Raw genomic sequence first — 15708 nt, 5'->3', positions numbered from 1 at the left:
CGCCTCTAGCGCGAACGTCCCCGCGCCGACACCGGCCACAGCGCCACCAGGGTGTCGCCGTCCACCACGTGGTAGGTGTCGTAGAGGTTCACGGTCGGGTCGCAGTGCGGCGCGCCCAGGATCACCCGCTCGCCCAGGCCCGGCGGCGTCGTGCCGGATGGCGGCAGGATGGCGCCGTGCTCGTCGCCCATGAAGAAGTAGCGCGACCCGTCCGGCGCGCCGCCCAGCACCGTGGGCGGCTCGGCGTCGGTCGACAGCGCCTTGAAGCCGGCATCGACCGTGACCATGCCCGGCGTGTTGGCGCTCACGACCCGGGCGTCGATCAGCAGGGCCGCCTCGTAGGGGCTTTGGTCCACCCCGTCGCCGGCGATGTCGCAGACCAGGTACTGGCCGTCCATGAACACGTAGGAGCCGACCTGGAACTCGGTGAAGATCCCCAACTCGGCGTCGATCCGGTGCGAACCGGTGCCCGAGCCCGAGACGATCGGCGGCGGGCCGCCGGCGGCGGTCAGGGCGTCGATCACCGAGCGGATATAGGCGCCGCGGTCCTCCAGATTGGCCTTGCGGTCGGCGAAGCCCTTGATGTGCTGCTGCATGCCGCAATAGCACTGCAGGCCGGCATAGATCAGGCTCGGCTGGGCCTTTATCGCCTGCATCAGGGCGACCGCCGCCTCGGGCGAGGCCACGCCGGTGCGATGGATGCCCGGATCCAGGTCGATGATCACCCGCAGCGCCTTGCCCGCGGCGTTGGCGGCCGCGCCCAGGGCGGCGACATTGGCCGGATGGTCGACGACCGTCATCAGGTCGGTGGTCCTGCCGTTCAGGGCGACCAGTCGGGCGATGGCCGGCGCCGAGACCACGGGCGAGGTGATCAGCAGACCGGTCGTCACGCCCCCGTCGGCCAGGATCTCAGCCTCGCCGATCTTGGCGCAGCACAGGCCTACGGCCCCCGCGGCGATCTGTAGCTTGGCGATGTCGACGCTCTTGTGGGTCTTGGCGTGAGGCCGCAGCTTGGCGCCCTTTTCGGCCGCGAACGCCGCCATCCGGGCGATGTTGCGTTCCAGGGCCGGGCGGTCGATCACCAGCACCGGGGTGTTGAGGTCGCGGCGCGAGCCTTGGGCGCCGATCAGGCCAGCATGCAGGTCTTGGTCAGTCATGGCGGTTCCCGTCAGAGGCCGAAAAGCTGGGTCAGGTGGGTGTTGGCGAACTTGCTGGCCGGGTCCCAGGTCTTGCAGGCGGCGACGAAATCGCCGGCGCGCGGATAGAGCCGGTGGACGTCGGCCGTGGTCAGGGTGTGGCGCTTGGCCCAGTGCGGACGGCCCGCGCCGTCGCGCAGCACCGCCTCCATCTCGGCGAAGGCCGGTCGCCAGGGCATCCTGGCGTACTGGTGGAACGAGATCGAGGCGCCGGGACCCGCGTTGAACGGGCTCATCCAGATGTCGTCGCCGGCCGCCAGGCGGAACTCGAACGGGAAGGTGATCGGCAGGCGGCGCTTGCGGATATGGGCCATGGCCGCCCTCAGGGTCGGCAAGCCGGCCGCGCGCGGCAGCTCGTACTCCATCTCCTCGAAGCGGATGTTCCGCTCGGACGGGAAGATCGCGTAGGCCGGGCCGACGCGCCGGCTGGCCTTGCCCATCATTCGCATCATCAGCCGCTGCAGCGAGGGCGTCAGGATCGGAACGGCGGCGCAGATGTCGCAGATGGTCTTGAACGTCGCCTCGCTGTCCTCGCCGATCTCCTTGGCTGGCGGGGCGGTCGCCTCGACCTCGACGGGGTGCAGGGTCTTGAAGATCACCTCGTCCGAATAGGGGAAGACGAAGAACTCCATGTGGCGGGTGGCGGCGGCCAACTCGTCCAGCCGTTCGGCGACCTCGGCCAGGGGGCGGCGCTCGACCCGTTCCTCCAGGTGATAGGCGGGAACGACGTGGATCCGGATCTCGACGGCGACGCCCAGCAGCCCCAGCGACAGGCGCTGGGCCTGGTAGAGCTCGGGGTTCTGGTCAGGACCGCATTCGACGATCGCGCCGTCGGCGGTCATCAGCCGAAAGCCGCAGGCCTGGGTCGACAGGCTGCCCAGCTCCGCGCCGGTGCCGTGGGTGCCGGTCGAGATGGCGCCGGCCAGGGACTGCGGGTTGATGTCGCCCTGGTTTATCAGCGACAGGCCCTGGTCCCACAAAGCCGCCGTCAGCGCCTTGAGGCTCCAGCCGGCCGGGGCCCAGACGGTCTTGCGGTCGGGCGCGACCTCAATCGCGCCTTCGTAGTCCGACAGGCTCAGCAGCAGGTCGTGGGTCTGGCACAGCGGCATGAAAGAGTGGCCGGCCCCGACCACGCGCACCTTGCCGGCCTGGCCGATCATCGACGCCAGCTCGCCGGCGTCGCGCGGCCGGGCGACCAGGCGAGGGGAGGCCGTGACGCTGCCCGACCAGTTGCTCCACCCCGTCATCCGCATCTCTCCGTCTGCGACGTCGGTATGATAGTAAAAACTACCGTTCTTGCAAGACGTCGTTCCATGGAACCAGCGACGGGTCGCCAAAGGTGTCGAAATAACGCTCGAACAGCAGGCAGACCTCGCGGCTGAGGGCCAGGGCGTCCTGGTCCGGCTCCTCCACCGCCATCTCGGTCGCCGAATAGGTCAGCTCGACCATCATCCGCATGGCCAGGCGAACCCGGCCGTCCGGCGCGGCCGGGTAGCGCATCTTGAGGATCTCGGCGAACTGGCCGGCCACCATGTCGCGCGAGGCGAAGCGCAACTGCTGCAGCATTGGGACGGCGCGCAGGGCCCGGCCGATCGCCGCCCCGCCGGGGAACCGGCGGGTCATCTCGATCATCTCGGTCAGCATGGCGACGTTCTTGTCGATGCGCTCGGCCGCCGTATCGCCCTCCAGACCGCCGCTCTCGATCCAGGCGAAGACCATCTCGTCCTGGGCCTTCATCAGCCGGTCGCCAAGCTCCTTGAGGATCGCGTACTTGTTGGGGAAATAGCGGTAGAGGGCCGGCGGGGTCAGGCCGGCGCGCTTGCAGATGGCGTTGGTGGTCAGCTGTTCGAAGCCGATCTCACCCAGCATCTCGCCGGCCGTGGCCAGCACGACCTCGTAGGTGTCCTGGCCGCGAGCCTGGGTCGGCTGCAGCTTGGCGTCCAGCGCGATGTCGGGGCTGGCGGACTTCCGGGCCGTCGCCTTCGGCATGCGGTCTCTCCTTCAAGTCCGTTCCGAACTAGAGCGCTTCGAGGGAAAAACCAATCACTTCGACGTCTTAGCGCGACCTTGTCAGGTGCAGGAAGGCCGCGATCATCAGAGTGACCAGGGCCAGGCCGACGCCCAGCCAGACCGCGGGCCGCACGTCGGCGCCGGTGACGACGAATGAGGCCAGCAGTGGTCCTGCGCCGCAGCCCAGCAGGCTGGCGCCCGGCCCCAGCAAGGCCGCCCGGCGGCTGGGATCGGCCTCGATCGCCAGCGGCGTCAGATAGGGCGAGGCGAACAGCCAGACGAAGCCGAACACGCCGGCCGCGACCAGGAACACCGCCGCTGACGGCAGGCTGGCCATTACGAACAGGGCGCCGATCGCCAGGACCACGGCGACGGCCAGCGACCAGAACCACGACAGCCGTCCGGCCAGGGCCGTGGCCGCCGCGCCGCCCGCGACCTGGGCGGCCAGAGACACGGCGAAGGCGGCGCTGGCGACCTCGGCCGGGTGTCCGGCCTGCCGCGACAAGGGCTCGGCATAGATCCAGACGGCCAGGATGAAGGCCTGGAAGCAGAAGACGGCGGCCAGGGCGATCCAGCCCCGCGCGCTGGGCAGGCCCTTGGGGTTGTCTTCGGTCTCGACCAACAGGGCATAGGCGCCGGGGATGGCCAAGCCGGCCAGGGCGGCCGAGACGGTGAGGGCGGCCAGCACCACAAAGCCGCCGTCCGGACCGAACCGCCCGACGACAAAGGCGCCGATCGCACTGACCACGCCCAGTTGCAACAGGGTCTGGATGGTCAGGTAGAGACCGGCCCAACGCTCTGGACGCGGCGAACGGACGATCATGCCGGTGATCAGCCAGATCATCACGCCGGCCGGAAGCCCCGCGACGGCGCGCACCAGGATCAACGGGTCGCCCGAAACGCGGGTGGTGGCCAGATCCAGGGTCGCCAGGGCCAGGCTGCAACTCACGGCCGCCAGTCGCAGCCGGCGCTCGCCGAACAGCGGGCCGAGAACCGCCGCTCCGATGCCCATGGCCACCAGCTCGGCCATGCCGGCCAAGCCCAGCTGGTTGGCGGTGAGGCGGCCAGCGCCCTCCAGCCCGCCCAACAGCAGCGGCCCGACCCCGGGAAACAGCACCCCGACCAAGCCGATCCAGAACACCGTCAGGCGCTGGATCAAGTTGGGCGGCGCGCCGATCCAGGCGCCCGCGACGGGCGGCGGCGAGACCGCGGCCGGCATCTCGGCCGCGCTCAATACCTGGCCCGGAGATAGAGGCCGTAGGTGCGCGGCGGCCCCATGCTGAACACGTCGAATCCGAACGCGGCGATCGGGGTGATGTCGGAGATGTTGGTGGTGTCGGCCAGGTTCTTGCCCCACACGCCCAGTTCGTAGCGCCCGTCGGCGAAGGCCCAGCCCACTTGTCCGTTGACATAGGCCCGGGCCTTGTCGCTGAGCCGCTCGGTATTGGCGGTGTCGTAATAGACCTTGCCGCGATAGGTGAAGTCCAGCTGGCTGATCAGCTTGCCGGCGCCCACCGGGTGCTCGTAACGCGCCGCGCCGTTCAGGCTGGTCTTCGGCGCCGAGGGCAGGGTGTTGCCCGAATAGTCCTCGCCCAGCGACTGGAAGTCCTTGTACTCGGCGCTCAGCAGCGAGGCGCCCAAGGTCAGGGACAGGCCGGCCGTCGGCCGCGCCTCGATCTCGGCCTCGCCGCCATAGACCCGGGCCTTGGAGGCATTGGTGAACAGCTGCACCGGCAGGCCGTTGCGCTGGATCACCGTATAGACCTGCAGGTCCTTGTAATCATAGTAGAAGGCCGAGACATTGACCCGCAGGCGGCGGTCTAGGAACTCGCTCTTGGCGCCCACCTCGTAGGCATTGACGGTCTCGTCCCGATAAGGGCCCAGGTCGTCCGGATCCGTCGTCTGGCCGCTGAAGAAGCCGCCGCTCTTGGTCCCGCGATTGTAGGTGGCGTAGACGTTGGCGTCGTCGTTGATCGCGTAGCGCAGGCCCACCCGGCCCGAGATCGAGCTGAAGGTCTTCTGGTTGTCGTATTCGAACAGGGTCAGCAGGCCGTAATCGACGTCGCTAACATAGTGGAAGGTCTTCTTGTCCTGTGACCAGCGCAGGCCGCCGGTCAGGGTGAGCTTGGGGGTCAGGTCATAGTCCACCTGGCCGAAGGCGGCGTAGCTGGTGGTTTTCTGGTGCAGCGGCCAGCCGAACACGCCGACGCTGTTGGCCGGATCCATGCCCGTGGGGTTGTTGACCGGATCGGGGACGCGCAGCGCCTCCAGCACGTTGTAGTGGCTGTCATTGTCCAGGTTGTCGCGGGCGCCATAGAGGCCGGCGACCCAGCGCAGGGCCGTGGCGCCGTTCGACTGCAGGCGGAACTCCTGGCTGGTGGTGTCCTGCTGGGCGATGTAGCGGGCGTCGAAGATCGAGATCGGGTTGGCGTCGGTCTCTTCGTAGTCGTCCCTCTTGGCCCGCTGGTAGCCGGTGATCGAGTACAGCGTCACCCCGCCGAAGTCGTAGCTGATGGCGCTGGTCGCCCCGAACAGCTTGACGATGTCCTTGCCCTCGAAGCGGTAGTCGCCCTGGTACTTGTTGGTGCTGGTGTTGGCGTAGCCGGCGACGTTCGTGCACTGGCCCGAGGTGTAGTAGGCCGGCTTGCAGAAGATGTAGCCGAAGGTCGGGTCGGGATCAGCCGTGCTGGCCGCCTCGGCCGTCTGAGCCACCAGCGAGCGGTTATAGGTCAGGATCGAGCCGCCGCTGGACTTGCTGTAGCTGGCCGAGACGTCGACCGTCAGCTTGTCGTCGGGTGTCCAGCGCAGGGCCCCGCGCACGGCCTTGCGGTCGGCGTCGTTGCCCTTGTTCCCGGTCAGGCGGTTGAGAGTGTAGCCGTCGCTCTTGTCGTAGAGGCCGGCGATGCGGAAGGCCAGGGTGTCGGCGATCGGGCCGCCGAAGCCGCCCTGGACGTTGAGCGAATTGAACCGGCCGTAGTCGACGGCCAGGTCGCCTTCAGGCGTGGCGCTGGGCTTCTTGGTGGTGACGTTGATCGCCCCGCCGGTGGTGTTGCGGCCATAGAGCGTGCCCTGCGGTCCGCGCAGCACCTCGACCTGCTGCAGGTCGTAGAAGCCTGACATCTGGGCCAGGGGGGAGGCGACATAGACCCCGTCGACATAGACCCCGACCGCGCTGGCCGTGCTGGGGTTGAAGTCGTTGACCCCGATGCCGCGGATGAAGATGCGTGGGTTGGCGGCATTGTCGTCGGTTTTGATCTGCAGGCCCGGCGACAGACCCGACAGGGCCAGGACGTCGCCCACCCGTTGGTCCTTGAGCTGGTCGGCGGTCAGGGCGGTGACCGAGACCGGCACGTCCTGGAGGTTTTCCGCGCGCTTCTGGGCGGTGACGACGATCTCGTCGAGCGCGGTCGCCTCTTGGGCGCCGGCCTGGCCCGCCGCTGTCATCATCGCCGCGCCGGCGACCCCCGCGAGCACCTGGAGCTTTCGCATTCCATACCCCCGTCACTGCTTTTGCCAGGAGATAGTAGTTATAACTATCATTATGGCAAGCAGCGTTCATGGAGCGCTGTTCAGCCAGCCAGGCCAACGTGACCCACGCCAAGCCGGCGCGGTCGGCCGCCCCTCCAGGGCGTCCAAAAAGAAAATCCCCGCCGGAGGGGCCGGCGGGGAGTTGCAGGGGAGGGGGACGTCTTTAGAACCGGTACGAAACGCCGACCATGTAGGTGGTGCCGTACTTCTGGTAGTCGATGGTCTGGCGAGGATCGCCGCTCTGGTAGGTCTTGAACGGCTCATCGGTGATGTTGTTGGCCTGCAGCAGGATCGACAGACCGTTGAGCGGACCTTGCCGGAACTCGTAGCCGATCTGGGCGTCAAGCACGGACTCGGTGTCGACGGTCCGGTAGATCCGCGCGGCGCTGAGGCCGGCGACCTCGCCCAGGAACTTGCTGCGGTAGCGGTTGCTGATTCGGGCGTTGAAGCCGTTGTTCTCGTAATAGAACGTGGTGTTGATCACCGTCTTCGACAGGCCAGGCATGTCGATGGGCGCGGTGTTGTCGTCCAGCTTGACCGAACTGTCGGTGTACGAGCCGCTGATGATCAGGCCGAAGTTGCGCAGCGGCTCGAAGAAGATGTCGCCCTGGATCGAGGCCGACAGTTCGATGCCGCGGATATAGCCGCCCTTGCCGTTCTGCGGCGCCTTGGCCAGGCCCTGGGGGGTGCCTAGCTGCGATTGCTGGGTCGGCGTCAGCAGCGACAGGAACGGCGAGAAGTCCTCGATCGTCGAGGCGCCGGAGTTCACGAAGTTCGACAGTTTCTTGTAGTAGGCGGCGGCCGAGACGTAGGCCGAGCGACCGAAGTACTTTTCCAGCGACACGTCGACGCCGTCGGCGATGTAGGGCCGCAGCTGGGGATTGCCGCCTTCGGTGCTGAAGTACGACGTGTTCGGGTCGGTCGAGGTCAGGTTCGACAGGTTCTGGTTGAACGACTGGCTGGCGCGCAGTTCGTCCATCCGGGCCCGGGCCAGGGTGCGGGCCGCGCCGAACCGCAGGAAGGTCTCGTTGCTCAGGTCGAACGTCAGGTTCAGGCTGGGCAGGACATAGGTGTACTTGTCGCCGCCGTCGTTGCTGGTCGGATGGGCGGTGTCGGCCGGATTGACCCGCGTGCCGGTCGAGGACTGGTCGGTATGGACCACCTGCAGGCCGGCGTTGCCGGTGATCGGGATCGCGCCGACCGTGCTGTCGATGTCGAACTTGGCGTAGGCGACCTGCACGTCTTCCTTGACCGCCCAGTTGCGGGTCTGGACCGCCGGGCTCTGGTCGGCGACCAGGGTGTAGACGCCGTTGTCGAGCAGGTAGGTCGGGTCATAGGCCAGCATGGCCTTGATGCCGATCAGGTTAAGGCTGACCGTGCCGATCAACGCTTCCTTGGGAATCGGGCGGCTCAGCGGCGCGCCCTGGGCGATGGCGCCGCCGAAGGTCAGGAAGCTTTCGTGGACTTCCTTGGACTTCTCGCGACGGCTGGCGTTGTAGCCGAACTCGACCTTGTTGATCGGACCCCACGCCAAGTCGCGCTTGGCGCTCAGGCGGACGGCGTTCAGCTCGTCCTTGATCGCCGGGGTGTTGTAGAAGCCCGCCTGGGTCACGGCCCCGCCCGTGGCGGCCCCGCCGTTGGCGCCGGCGCCCCAGCCCTGGGGATCGGTCAGCACGAACAGGGTCGAGTTGGTGTAGTCCAGGCTCGAGCCGAAGGTGGTGCCCGCGCCGGGCGTGGTGTTGAAGGTCAGGGTGTCGGTGGCGCCGACCCCTGACGGCCCCGTCCCCGAATAGGATTCGAAGATCACGTCGCGACGCTTGGCGTCCGAATGGCTGAGGTCGGCGGCGAGGGTCCAGCCGTTGTCGGTGTCGTAGGCGATGTTCCAGCCGGCCGACTTCAGAGTGGTGTGGCGGGTGTTGAGGTCGTTGCGCATGACCCCCTTCACGCCGGTGTAGGTTCCGTTGGTGATCAGGCCGTCCTGGGCCGTGTAGCCCGGCTGCAAGCTGGCCGAGCTCCAGAACAGCGGCAGCTCGATGCCGCGCAGGATCTGCTTTTCGCGGAACTTCGAATAGTAGAGGTCCAGCGAGGTGTGGAACTTGTCGGTGGGGCTGTATTCCAGCACCCCGATCACGCCGGTGCGCTTGAGGTTGTTGGACTGCACGTACGGCTTGGCGCCGCCGATGACCAGATCGCCGGACGCCGTGGTGGGATAGCCCCACGCGTTGAAGCGGCGGCTCTGGGTCGGGCTCGAGATGTCCGAGACCGCCACGGCGACGCCCAGGGTGTCGTTCAGGAACTGGTCGACGAAGGTGGCGCTGAGCCGGTGACCGGTGTCCTTGGCGTCCGGGTTCAGCTTGTCTTCGCTGTTCATCTCGTAGCGGGCGTTGGCCGACAGCACCTTCTTGCCGTACTTCAGCGGGCGGATGGTCTGCAGGTCGGCGGTGCCGGCCAGGCCCTGGCCGATCAGGGCCGCGTCGGGCGTCTTGTAGACCAGCACGCCGCTGAGGATTTCCGACGGATATTGGTCGAACTCGACGCCGCGGTTGTCGCCGGTCGAGACCTGCTCGCGGCCGTTCAGCAACACGGTGTTGTAGTCGGGGCCCAGGCCGCGGATCGAGATTGACTGGGCGCGGCCGTCCAGGCGCTGGGCGGTCAGGCCGGGCAGGCGGGCCAGGGACTCGGCGATCGAGGTGTCGGGCAGCTTGCCGATGTCCTCGGCCGACACGGCCTCTACGATCGAGCTGGAGGACTTCTTCAGCGCGATGGCGTTCTCGATGCCCGCGCGGATGCCGGTGACGGTGATTTCCTCGACGGCGTCGGGAGTCGGCGCGGCGGTGTCCTGAGCGTGGGCGGCGCCGGCGGTCGCCAGCAGCAGGGCCAGGCCGGTGGCGGCTCCGCTCATCAATCGCGTTCGGCGCGGCATGGAATTGGTCGTCATCATAGGCTCCCTCCCAATCGGTTCCCGCGGTTTCGCCGCGGTGATCCAGCTTCGTTGTGCAAATTACTGCAAACAAATGCCTTCATTGCAACCGGAAAAATGAGCCGGACGTCGCGCTCGGTGCCCGCAAGAGGACGGGTGGCGGAAGATGGTTCGCGGATTTCCTGTTTATTCGGTGCCTTTAGGCGCTTTGCGTGGGTGATTGACAGCTTCGGAAGGTTTCTGCAAATTATTGCAAATCAAATGATCGGCGCTGAATCGACCGATCTTGTTAATGTCAGAGGGGCGGGCGCTTGGAACTTTGGAGGGCATGGGCGAGTCGATCGGTGTGGGCCGCGCTTATCGCCGCCACGACGATGACCGCCGGGTTCGCCCAGACCGCGCAGCCGGGTGGGGCCACCTATCTCGACCGCTCGCCACAGGACGAGGTGATCTACTTCGTTTTGCCCGACCGCTTCGCCAATGGCGACCCGACCAATGATCGGGGAGGTCTTTCCGGCGATCGCCTGACGACGGGGTTCGATCCAACCGACAAGGGATTCTACCACGGCGGCGATCTGGCCGGTTTGACCGCGCGGCTGGATTATATCCAAGGCCTGGGCGCGACGACGATCTGGCTGGGTCCGATCTTCCGCAACAAGGTGGTGCAGGGGCCTTCAGGTCGGGAGTCCGCCGGCTACCACGGCTACTGGATCACCGACTTCACCGACGTCGACCCACATTTTGGTACGCGGGCTCAGTTGAAGGCCCTGGTCGACGCCGCCCATGCACGCAGCCTCAAGGTCTATCTGGACATCGTCGTCAACCACACCGCCGACGTCATCCAATATCGCGCCTGCGCCGCGACCGGCTGCGACTACCGCTCCAAGGCCGACTATCCGTTCGTCCGCCGGGGCGGCGTCGCCGGCGCGGTGATCAATGACGGCTTCCTGGGCGACCAGGCCGAGCGGCAGACGGCGGAGAACTTCGCGCGACTGACGCGGCCTGACTTCGCCTACAGCCCTTACGTCCCCGAGAACGAGGCGACGATCAAGAAGCCCGCGTGGCTGAATGATCCGATTTGGTACCACAACCGCGGAAACAGCCGGTTCACCGGCGAAAGCTCGACCTATGGCGACTTCTCAGGCCTGGACGACCTAGCCACCGAGAACCCGCGCGTACTGCAGGGCTTCATCGACATCTACGACCAGTGGATCGACGACTTCGGGATAGACGGCTACCGGATCGACACCGCCCGCCACGTGAACCCCGAGTTCTGGCGCGCCTTCGTGCCGGCCATGCTGGCCCGCGCCAAGGCCAGGGGAATTCCGAACTTCCACATCTTCGGCGAGGTGGCCGAAACCGAGCCGGGCATGCTGGCCAGGTTCACCCGGGTGGACGGCTATCCCGCCGTGCTCGATTTCGCCTTCCAGGGCGCCGTGACCGACGTCGTCAACGGCAAGACCGGAACCGACGCCCTGGGGCGCCTGTTCGCGCAGGACGCGCTGTACGAGGGCGGGGAGGCGGCCGCGCTGCAGCTGCCGACCTTCCTGGGCAATCACGACATGGGCCGGATCGGCCACTTCGTGCGCCTGGCCCATCCCGAGGCCTCGGACGAGGAGGTCACCCGGCGCGTGCTCCTGGCCCACGCCTTGCTGATGTTCACCCGCGGGGTCCCGGTCCTCTATTACGGCGACGAGCAGGGGCTGGCCGGCGAGGGCGGCGACAAGGACTCCCGCCAGGACCTGTTCGCGACGAAGGTTCCCGCCTACGCCGCCACTCGGCTCTTGGACGGCCGCTCGGCGGCGGGCGACCACTTCGCGACCGATGGCGCGCTCTACCAGGCGATCTCGGCCATGGCGCGGTTGCGGACCGCCGAGCCGGCGCTGCGGCGCGCCCGCCAAGTCGTGCGGACCGCGAGCGACAAGCCGGGCCTGTTCGCGGTCTCGCGGATGACGCAGGACAGAGAGGTGCTGGTGGCGTTCAACACCGGCCTCACGCCGATCACGGCCCAGATCGAGGTCGATGAGACCTCGCGGACATGGCGGTCCGCCCACGGATCCTGCGCCGCCGCCGCGACGGCGCCGGGCAGCTATCGGGTCGAGATCGACCCGCTCGACTACATGATTTGCGTTTCGGAGGTTGGCCAGTGACGGTCGAGACCCTTTCAAAGCCGTCCACCGACCGGGCCCACGACCGCGACTGGTGGCGCGGCGCGGTGATCTACCAGATCTATCCGCGCAGCTTCGCGGACTCCAACGGCGACGGTGTGGGCGACCTGCCGGGCGTCACCGCCCATCTGGAGCACGTGGCCTCGCTGGGCGTGGACGCCATCTGGCTGTCGCCGTTCTTCACCTCGCCGATGAAGGACTTCGGCTACGACGTTTCAAACTATGAGGATGTGGATCCCATCTTCGGAACCCTGGCCGACTTCGATCGCCTGATCGAGCGGGCTCACGCCCTGGGCCTGAAGGTGATCATCGACCAGGTGTTCTCGCACACTTCCGACGAGCATCCGTGGTTCAAGGCCAGCCGTCAGGACCGCACCAACCCCAAGGCCGACTGGTACGTCTGGGCCGACGCCAAGCCGGACGGCTCGCCGCCCAGCAATTGGCAGTCGGTGTTCGGCGGCCCGTCCTGGACCTGGGACGCGCGCCGCCGCCAGTACTACCTGCACAACTTCCTCTCGGCCCAGCCCGACCTCAACGTCCACAACCCACAGGTGCAGGACGCCCTGGTCGCCACCTCGCGGTTCTGGCTGGACCGCGGGGTCGACGGCTTCCGCTTCGATGCGATCAATTTCGCCATGCACGACCAGGCCTTGACCGACAATCCGCCGAACCTCGACGGCGGCGGCAAGCGCACCCGGCCGTTCGACTTCCAGCACCACTTCCACAACCAGTCGCATGATGACATTCCGGCCTTCCTGACCCGGCTGCGCCAGCTGGGCGAGTCGCACGGCGGGCGGTTCATGGTCGCCGAGGTCGGGGGCGAGCGGGCCGACAGCGAGATGAAGCTGTACACGCAGGGGCCGGACCGCCTGCATAGCGCCTACGGCTTCCTCTACCTTTACGCCGACACCCTGGCGCCGGCTCTGATCCGGCAGGGCGCGGCCATGTGGCCGGGCGGGGAGGGGCAGGGCTGGCCGTCCTGGACGTTCTCGAACCACGACGCGCCGCGGGCGGTGTCGCGCTGGGCCCGCGGCCGCGATCCCAAGGCCTTCGCCGAGATGTCGCTGCTGCTGCTGGTCAGCCTGCGCGGCAATGTCTTCCTCTACCAGGGCGAGGAACTGGGCCTGCCCCAGGCGCAGGTGCCCTACGACCGGTTGCGCGATCCCGAGGCGATCGCCAATTGGCCCGAGACCCTGGGTCGCGACGGCGCCCGCACGCCCATGCCCTGGGTCGCCGTCGCCGCCCACGCCGGCTTTTCCAAGGTCGAGCCCTGGTTGCCGATCGATCCGTCGCACATCGACCTGGCCGTCGACCGCCAGGAGCGCGACGTCGACTCCACGCTGAACGTCACCCGGCGGCTCGTGGCCCTGCGCCGCCAGTTGCCCGGTTTAAGGACCGGGGCCATGAGTCTGGTCGAAGCGCCGGAGCCGCTGCTGGTCTTCCTGCGCGGCGAAGGCGCCGACCAGGTGCTGTGCGCCTTCAACCTGGGTTTCGAGCCCGTGACCTGGCGCCTGCCCGCCGGCTGGCGGATTATCGAGAGCGTCAATCTGGGCGGGCGGGGCGCGCTGCCGCCGATGGCCGGACTGGTGGCGCGAAGGGACTGAAGCCTCCGCCCGTAATCGCGATCGCCGCGAAAACTCGTCAAATACGTCGACCAAAGGGACGTGGGGCTAATAGCCTGCACCGGCGGTGGCGGTCTTTCCTTGGTCGGCCGCAACCTGGCAAACCTGCGTTGCAAATCAGCCAGGCGACAGCGCATTGCTTCGCTGTCGATCTCAGCAAAACCCAGAAACTCGAAACGTACTTAATCGTTTGATATTTCTGATAATATATCTTAGACGATGATCAACTGTGACGATCGATGTCGGTTTTCGCATGTCGGTCGTCGCGGTTTTTGTCACTGTCCCCGCGTCGCCTTGAACTCGTCGAAATAGATGGCGACGGGCAATCTTATTTTCTGGCGCGACCGACCTATCGTGCTGACCGCCAGTTCGGCAGCTACGACCAGTCGCTCACGCACACCGGGCCTGCTTGGAAGATCCTCGGCGCACCTCACGCGCCTGAGGATCAGGATGTTCGCGGAAGCGATCCTGTCGGTTTTCGCAGATGGCTGGATTCAATGCGAAAAGATGGCTGGACTGATGTCATGGACCAGATGTCACTGGCTCCAAATCCTGCGGCCGGCTGACTCCATTCGTTGCAACCACCCCAGCGCCGAAAATCGAGCCTGTAACGCCCAGTCGTTTGTGAGATGCTCCTGTCATGGCCAACCGCTCCCACAGGCGTAGCCCGTTTAGAATATCGCCGGCACACGTCACGCGGCTACGGATCCGGATGTTCGCTCAGATGATCCGGAACGTCGGCGTCGTCATGTTCGGGCTCTGCGCCGGTTGGATGGCGATGACGCTGGCTTTCAGCTGGAACCTGGCGCTAGGCGCCGTCATCGGTCTCGCGCTGTTTCTACTGGGCTACGGGCTGATCCCACTCTATGCGGAGCCAGAAGACGACTCCTGAGCTCGTGGACATAGCTTCTCATGGCCCGAACCGAAACAAACCTCTAACCGCCCTCCCCGGCCGATCCGAGATATTCACGGGAATCGACCTATGCGCATCGCCGCTCCACAGCCCAGCGACTTCATTGACCAGAATTTTTCGGCGTTCCCGCTGGGGGCGCTGGTCTTCATCCCGATGTCCGGCGCGCCCTATGCCGTGCCGGCGGTAAAGGTCTCGGTGTTGCTGAGCGGAACCCAGGAGGGGGTATTCCTCCTAGGGGACTACACCAACGGCGCCAACGCTATGCCAAAGGGCTCGTTCATCTCGGTAACGTCCTACCCGGAGGCATTTCGCAATCCCGTCGCTGGTCTGGTGAGCGCCCCCGTCCTGGAGCTCGTGGACCTGACGAAGACAACGCAACCGTGGACCTTGGCCCGCAATCCCGGCGAGTTGGCCCTGACCGCGAATGGCACCCGGATTGCCAGCACGGGCGGCGGCGGCACGCGTGGCTTTCTGAATCCGCAAAGCTGGCTGCTGGATGCGTCGATGCAAGCCCACCCGGGCGTGACCTCGCTCGTCTTGACGACCTGGCAGATCGTCTGGACGACGCCCAGCGGCGCCGAGGCGATCATCACGTTCTAGCCCATTGCTGCCTAGAAGCGGCCGCGACAGCGGTCGCCTCTTCGCGAACGAAGATCCTGCGAGCCCACTCAGGCGATGGGCTTGTCGTCGCCCGTCGGCCAGGGCGGCAGGTACTTCGGGATCAAACCGCCATGGACCGGAACATAGTCCTTATCCGGTTCGAGATAGTTGATGTTGGACCGCATCGCGCGAACCGCGGCCTTCAGCACCGCCATGAGGCTGTCTGAGGTTTCAGCGTCACCGCGGTAGGCGTCCATGGCCGCGACAATCGGCGGAATATGGCGACGGGCCGCGTAAAGCGAGAGCGTAAGATCGGACCAGTCGCGGGGCCGGTCGGCGTGAAAGGCCATCTGATCGTCGGCGTTGGCGATCCACCGGCGTATCTGGACCACATCGAGCGGGCGCTCGGCCGTCGCGCGCTTGAGATCGCGCCCGACATTGTTGACGACATCATAGGCAAACATCATCGCGTCCAGGCCGCGGCGATTGAACGTATCGACCCGTTTCTGTTCCTGCTCGGCCTCGACCTGCCGCCGTTCGCTCTCAAGACGCCGCTCGTGCGCCGCCTGACGCTGACCCAGGAACCACGCGGCGAGGATCGCGCCGATCGAGCCCACCGCCTGCACCCAGTCGGCGGCCTTGTCGCCGAAGATCATGCTCCAGACAACGGGCCACACCCCCGTTGGAATCAGGATGACCCCCACGAAGAGCAGGCAGCCAACGACGATCACAGATGTGCCCCAGCGCATGG

At 66.7% G+C, this 15708-nt stretch carries 11 protein-coding genes; 4 read left to right on the top strand and 7 right to left on the bottom strand.

What is annotated here, in order from left to right; genetic code table 11:
- Positions 1–5: 5 nt before the first annotated feature.
- From ASD47_RS01765 to ASD47_RS01740, 6 genes are all read right to left on the bottom strand, one after another.
- The gene (locus ASD47_RS01765; protein ID WP_056750688.1) at positions 6–1157 is read right to left on the bottom strand and encodes a DSD1 family PLP-dependent enzyme; all 1152 of its coding nucleotides are present in this window, start codon (positions 1155–1157) and stop codon (positions 6–8) included.
- Positions 1158–1168: 11 nt separating this feature from the next.
- Positions 1169–2443, bottom strand: a complete 1275-nt coding sequence (locus ASD47_RS01760) for a D-arabinono-1,4-lactone oxidase (RefSeq protein ID WP_056750685.1) — start codon at positions 2441–2443, stop codon at positions 1169–1171.
- Positions 2444–2483: 40 nt separating this feature from the next.
- A complete protein-coding gene (locus ASD47_RS01755; RefSeq protein WP_056750682.1) occupies positions 2484–3185 on the bottom strand; it encodes a TetR/AcrR family transcriptional regulator in 702 nt (233 codons plus the stop codon).
- Positions 3186–3252: 67 nt separating this feature from the next.
- Positions 3253–4425 (bottom strand): MFS transporter, encoded by a 1173-nt coding sequence (locus ASD47_RS01750; protein ID WP_235525724.1) that lies wholly within the window; start codon positions 4423–4425, stop codon positions 3253–3255.
- A gap of 11 nt (positions 4426–4436) precedes the next feature.
- Positions 4437–6695, bottom strand: a complete 2259-nt coding sequence (locus ASD47_RS01745) for a TonB-dependent receptor (protein WP_056750676.1) — start codon at positions 6693–6695, stop codon at positions 4437–4439.
- Positions 6696–6897: 202 nt separating this feature from the next.
- On the bottom strand, positions 6898–9672 hold the full coding sequence (locus tag ASD47_RS01740) for a TonB-dependent receptor (protein ID WP_056751544.1): 2775 nt from the start codon (positions 9670–9672) through the stop codon (positions 6898–6900).
- A gap of 356 nt (positions 9673–10028) precedes the next feature.
- Here ASD47_RS01740 and ASD47_RS01735 point away from each other — a divergent pair, with 356 nt between their 5' ends.
- From ASD47_RS01735 to ASD47_RS01720, 4 genes are all read left to right on the top strand, one after another.
- Complete coding sequence (locus ASD47_RS01735) at positions 10029–11804, top strand: alpha-amylase family glycosyl hydrolase (protein ID WP_082564429.1); 1776 nt, start codon at positions 10029–10031, stop codon at positions 11802–11804.
- Positions 11780–13426, top strand: coding sequence for an alpha-glucosidase (locus ASD47_RS01730; protein ID WP_162251604.1), 1647 nt, complete (start codon positions 11780–11782; stop codon positions 13424–13426). Before ASD47_RS01735 ends, ASD47_RS01730 begins: the two co-directional genes overlap by 25 nt.
- Before the next feature lie 742 nt (positions 13427–14168).
- Positions 14169–14336 carry a hypothetical protein gene (locus ASD47_RS01725; protein ID WP_156402063.1) on the top strand — a complete coding sequence of 56 codons (168 nt, stop codon included), beginning with the start codon at positions 14169–14171 and terminating at the stop codon, positions 14334–14336.
- Between the two features lie 90 nt (positions 14337–14426).
- A complete protein-coding gene (locus ASD47_RS01720; RefSeq protein ID WP_056750666.1) occupies positions 14427–14957 on the top strand; it encodes a hypothetical protein in 531 nt (176 codons plus the stop codon).
- Positions 14958–15025: 68 nt separating this feature from the next.
- On the opposite strand, the gene ASD47_RS01715 is transcribed toward ASD47_RS01720, so the two are convergent.
- Positions 15026–15706 (bottom strand): hypothetical protein, encoded by a 681-nt coding sequence (locus ASD47_RS01715; RefSeq protein ID WP_056750663.1) that lies wholly within the window; start codon positions 15704–15706, stop codon positions 15026–15028.
- Positions 15707–15708 lie beyond the last annotated feature (2 nt).

The organism is Caulobacter sp. Root1472 (genome assembly GCF_001426985.1).
GTDB classification, from domain to species: Bacteria; Pseudomonadota; Alphaproteobacteria; order Caulobacterales; family Caulobacteraceae; genus Caulobacter; species Caulobacter rhizosphaerae.
The sequence above is the reverse complement of the archived record's forward strand: the minus strand, read 5'-3'. Positions and strand labels throughout refer to the sequence as shown.

Bases quoted from the DNA above. Each gene is read 5' to 3' on its own strand.
- ASD47_RS01725 (WP_156402063.1), top strand. From the start codon at position 14,169: ATGATCCGGAACGTCGGCGTCGTCATGTTCGGGCTCTGCGCCGGTTGG.
- ASD47_RS01720 (WP_056750666.1), top strand. From the start codon at position 14,427: ATGCGCATCGCCGCTCCACAGCCCAGCGACTTCATTGACCAGAATTTT.
- ASD47_RS01745 (WP_056750676.1), bottom strand. From the start codon at position 6,695: ATGCGAAAGCTCCAGGTGCTCGCGGGGGTCGCCGGCGCGGCGATGATG.
- ASD47_RS01735 (WP_082564429.1), top strand. From the start codon at position 10,029: ATGACCGCCGGGTTCGCCCAGACCGCGCAGCCGGGTGGGGCCACCTAT.
- ASD47_RS01715 (WP_056750663.1), bottom strand. From the start codon at position 15,706: ATGCGCTGGGGCACATCTGTGATCGTCGTTGGCTGCCTGCTCTTCGTG.
- ASD47_RS01760 (WP_056750685.1), bottom strand. From the start codon at position 2,443: ATGACGGGGTGGAGCAACTGGTCGGGCAGCGTCACGGCCTCCCCTCGC.
- ASD47_RS01755 (WP_056750682.1), bottom strand. From the start codon at position 3,185: ATGCCGAAGGCGACGGCCCGGAAGTCCGCCAGCCCCGACATCGCGCTG.
- ASD47_RS01750 (WP_235525724.1), bottom strand. From the start codon at position 4,425: ATGCCGGCCGCGGTCTCGCCGCCGCCCGTCGCGGGCGCCTGGATCGGC.
- ASD47_RS01765 (WP_056750688.1), bottom strand. From the start codon at position 1,157: ATGACTGACCAAGACCTGCATGCTGGCCTGATCGGCGCCCAAGGCTCG.
- ASD47_RS01740 (WP_056751544.1), bottom strand. From the start codon at position 9,672: ATGACGACCAATTCCATGCCGCGCCGAACGCGATTGATGAGCGGAGCC.